The organism is Burkholderia sp. 8Y (genome assembly GCF_902506145.1).
In the GTDB taxonomy this organism is placed as follows: Bacteria; Pseudomonadota; Gammaproteobacteria; order Burkholderiales; family Burkholderiaceae; genus Caballeronia.
Window position 1 is genome coordinate 1 of sequence record NZ_LR733546.1, and the last position, 4,311, is coordinate 4,311.

Consider the following 4,311-nt stretch of genomic DNA (forward strand, 5'->3'; position numbering starts at 1 on the left):
ACCGCTGATGCGATGCAGGATGGACACCTTGCCCGCCCACGGCAAGCGATACTTCGCGATCTGTCCAAGCCCGATGTTCCGGTACTCGGGCCTTGGTTTTTTTACGGCTTCAGCCATGCTAGACCCCAACTTGTTATTACACTAACCCGCGATTTTAGCGCCTTTTCATTTCGCGCCGCAGCGAAAAGCGGCCCAAGAGACTGTTGCCGCCCACGCGAAAATAACGCCCTCGAATGAATGCCCTTGCCGGCGCTCTCACGCACGCGGCTCTGAATCCGATCCGCCCGACTCCACTCAACTCAAGTCGTTCTGATAGTAATAGCCGGTCGTCACGTACCAGCCGCGCCGCACTTCCACTGGACGATCGCCGTAGGTGTACGAAATGCGTTCGACCGACAACAACGGAAAGCCCGGCTGAACGCCCAGCAATTGCGCGACCGGCTCGTCCGCCGCGACCGCCCGAATCTTTTCGGACGCGCGAATCATGCGCGTGCCGAATTCGGTTTCGAACATCGCGTAGAGCGGGCCTTTGTAGTCGGCAAGGCGCTCCGCCGTAAGGCCGCGAAACACGGCGCCCGGCAGCCAGATTTCGTCCAGAACCGTGGTCACGCCATCGAATTGCAACAAACGCTTGATAACAACGACGGGATCGGCGGGCTTGAGATCGAGCTGGCGCGCGATTTCAGCGGGCGCGCGCAGGCGTCGGCATTCGAGCAGGCGGCTGACATGGGGATGGATGTCGCCATCGTCGGGCAGAAGGCGCAGGAAGCGAAATTGCACGCGATCTTCGCTGTGCGTCGCAACGAACGTGCCTTTGCCCTGCCGGCGAACGAGCAGATTGTCGGCAGCAAGCTCGTCGATGGCCTTTCGGACCGTCCCCTGGCTCACCTTGTAGCGGGCGGCAAGCTCGACCTCGCTCGGGATGATCTCGCCCGGCTTCCATTCGCCGGATTCGAGGCCCTGCGTGATGAGCGCCTTGATTTGCTGATACAGCGGGCTAAACGTCGGCGACGGCGCGCCCGCGGGCTCGCCCGCCTGTGCGCTGCCGTTCTGTGGGGGCGTGCCCGCCGAGTTTGGCGCGTTCGAATTCATGCCGCGCATTTCAACACAAACGGCTGTTGCGCGTCCACAATTTCACGCAGGATCCTATGTCTTATATAAGACATAAGATAGTATTGACTTTGCCTGCGGGCAATCCTACACTCCTTGTCGAGCAAGGGTTTGCGGGTCGTCGCGCAGCGCGAAAAACGTTCGTTCGGCGCAATCTCTTCCGGCGGTTTTTGCCGGAACGGCCGTCGCCCGAACGCGCCGGTCCCACGTCACAAACCGCCAGGCACGCCCTTTCGCTTCGCCTTACGCCGATCGGCCACACGATTCGCGCGCCGCTGCCTGCCTACCGCCTCGCAACGTCCAGCGCCGTCTCGAATGGGCGCTTGCCGTCAGACTCTAGCGAAAACGCGCCTCGTCGCGCAGTCCCGCACGCTTCACGCTCATTGAAGAATTCATGGCATGACGGTCATGCCGCACGCAGCCTTGCGGGAACGCGCCGAACCATACATCGTGCCGCGGCCCGCGTGGAGGAAGGCTCTCAGCCATCGGCGGGCGGCATGACCGGCATGACATCATCAACGCTTCGCGTAACGCGCATAAAATGGCGTTTTTCCCTAGCGTTCCACGCACCGTCCAGGAGAGTTTCAATGGCTAAGTCCGCAAAGCGCGTTGCCGTCACCGGCGCCGCAGGTCAAATCGGCTACTCGCTGCTGTTTCGCATCGCCAACGGCGATCTGCTCGGCAAAGACCAGCCCGTGATTCTTCAGTTGCTCGATCTGCCGCAAGCGCAAGCCGCCGTGAAGGGCGTCGTGATGGAACTGGAAGACTGCGCGTTCCCGCTGCTCGCGGGCGTCGTCGTCACAGACGATCCCAAGGTCGCGTTCAAGGACGCCGATGTCGCGCTGCTCGTCGGCGCGCGTCCGCGTTCCAAGGGCATGGAGCGCAAGGACCTGCTTTCGGCGAACGCCGAAATCTTCACGGTTCAGGGCAAGGCTCTGAACGAAGTCGCGAGCCGCGACGTGAAGGTGCTGGTCGTCGGCAATCCGGCGAACACGAACGCCTACATCGCGATGAAGTCGGCACCGGACCTGCCGAAGAAGAATTTCACCGCCATGCTGCGTCTGGACCACAATCGCGCGCTGTCGCAACTGGCGGCCAAGTCGGGCAAGCCGGTGGCGTCCATCGAAAAGCTCGCCGTGTGGGGCAACCACTCGCCGACCATGTACCCGGACTTCCGCTTCGCGACCGCCGAAGGCGAAAGCCTGACCAAGCTCATCAACGACGACGAGTGGAACCGCAACACGTTCATCCCGACCGTCGGCAAGCGCGGCGCCGCGATCATCGAAGCGCGCGGCCTGTCGTCGGCGGCATCGGCGGCTAACGCGGCAATCGACCACGTGCGCGACTGGGTGCTCGGCACCAACGGCAAGTGGGTCACCATGGGCATTCCGTCGGACGGCTCGTACGGCATTCCGGAAGACATCATCTACGGCGTGCCCGTCACCTGCGAAAACGGCGAGTACAAGCGCGTCGAAGGTCTGGAAATCGACGCGTTCTCGCGCGAAAAGATGGACGGCACGCTGAACGAACTGCTCGAAGAACGCGACGGCGTCGCGCATCTGCTGGGCAAGTAAGCACGGCGGCACAAGGGAAGCGCACGCGCTTCCCTTCAGCGCGAACGTCAAGGTTCGCGCCTGATCCGGCCGCGTTTGCCGCGTTCCTGTGCCTTGCGAGCGCGGCCGAATCAGAAGCACGAGCAGCATCGAATTCACTTTTCCTTCGGACCCGACGCCGACAATGCCCGCTCTCACCCCCGCCGACGTGCTGTTTGACGGCGAGCCGCAACCCGCAGTTCTGCCGCCCTGCGATCACTACGCGGGCAGCGAGAAGCTGATCAGGAAGTCGCTCGCGTTGCAGGCGCAACTCGGCCCGGTGTTCGACATCACGCTCGATTGCGAAGACGGCGCGCAGGTCGGCCAGGAAGCCGAGCACGCGGCGATGGTGGCGTCGTTCGTTGGCGGCGAGGACGACCGCTTCGGCCGCGTCGGCGTGCGCATCCACGACTTCGCGCATCGCGCGTGGCGCGACGACATACGCATCATTCTGCGTCAGGCGAAGCAAGCGCCGGCCTATGTGATGCTGCCGAAGATCCGCAGCGTCTCCGATGCCGCCGAAATGGTCGCGTTCGTCGAGGCAACGCGCCGCGAACTGGGCATCGCCCAGCCCGTGCCGTGTCATGTGCTCGTCGAAACGCATGGCGCGCTCGCGCAAGTCTTCGAACTGGCCGCGCTGCCCGGCGTGGAGTCGCTGAGCTTCGGGCTCATGGACTTCGTGTCGGCGCACAACGGCGCCATTCCGGATACCGCGATGCGCTCGCCCGGCCAGTTCGATCATCCGCTCGTGCGCCGTGCGAAGCTGGAGATTGCGGCCGCATGTCACGCGCACGGCCGGGTGCCGTCGCATAACGTGTCGACGGAAGTGCGCGACATGACGGTCGTCGCGAACGACGCCGCGCGCGCCCGCAACGAGTGCGGCTACACGCGCATGTGGAGCATTCATCCCGAGCAGATTCGGCCGATCGTCGAGGCTTTCTCGCCGCGCGCCGACGAAATCACGCTGGCCGCCGAGATTCTGCTCGCGGCGCAGCGCGCGCAGTGGGGCCCGACGCGCCACGGCGACACGCTGCACGATCGCGCGAGTTATCGCTATTACTGGTCGGTGCTGCGCCGGGCGCAGGCGACCGGACACGCGCTGCCCGACGAATGCGCGCCGTTTTTCGGCGGGAACTAGATGCAAGCGGACACAAGCCTTTGGTCACACCGCGCGAGCGCAAGCCCGGCGCGCGTTTCGAGCGAAAGAGACAACGCCGCCGAACGGGCGTTCACAGGAGACTTGAAGCAATGAGCGACACCGTATCGAGCGACGCGCCCGCAGCCGGCGCATTCAAGCCGAAGAAATCCGTCGCGCTGTCGGGCGTGACAGCGGGCAATACCGCGTTGTGTACCGTCGGCAAGACCGGCAACGACCTGCACTATCGCGGCTACGACATTCTGGATGTTGCGACCACGTCCGAGTTCGAAGAAATCGCGTATCTGCTCGTGCATGGCAAGCTGCCTAACGTCGCGGAGCTGAAGGCATACAAGACCAAGCTCAAGGCGCTGCGCGGCCTGCCCGCGAGCCTGAAGGCCGCGTTGGAATGGATTCCGGCGTCCGCGCATCCGATGGACGTGATGCGCACCGGCGTCTCCGTGCTCGGCACGA

Annotated in this window: 4 protein-coding genes and 1 pseudogene; 3 read left to right on the plus strand and 2 right to left on the minus strand. The window is 63.8% G+C overall.

Annotation, left to right across the window (positions count from 1 at the left end):
• Both GV035_RS27535 and GV035_RS27540 read right to left on the minus strand, forming a co-directional pair.
• Positions 1-117, minus strand: a pseudogene (locus tag GV035_RS27535) (succinate dehydrogenase, cytochrome b556 subunit); the annotation flags it as partial.
• Between the two features lie 177 nt (positions 118-294).
• Positions 295-1,101, minus strand: a complete 807-nt coding sequence (locus tag GV035_RS27540; protein ID WP_159839043.1) for a GntR family transcriptional regulator — start codon at positions 1,099-1,101, stop codon at positions 295-297.
• A gap of 596 nt (positions 1,102-1,697) precedes the next feature.
• Between GV035_RS27540 and GV035_RS27545 the strand changes: the two genes are divergently transcribed.
• From GV035_RS27545 to GV035_RS27555, 3 genes are all read left to right on the plus strand, one after another.
• Complete coding sequence (locus GV035_RS27545; RefSeq protein ID WP_159839045.1) at positions 1,698-2,684, plus strand: malate dehydrogenase; 987 nt, start codon at positions 1,698-1,700, stop codon at positions 2,682-2,684.
• Positions 2,685-2,847: 163 nt separating this feature from the next.
• Entirely contained in the window at positions 2,848-3,840 is a 993-nt protein-coding gene (locus tag GV035_RS27550; protein ID WP_159839047.1) for an HpcH/HpaI aldolase/citrate lyase family protein, read from the plus strand.
• 110 nt (positions 3,841-3,950) lie between these two features.
• Positions 3,951-4,311 (plus strand): citrate/2-methylcitrate synthase (locus GV035_RS27555; RefSeq protein ID WP_328699821.1); only part of this gene is annotated, 361 nt, incomplete at its 3' end.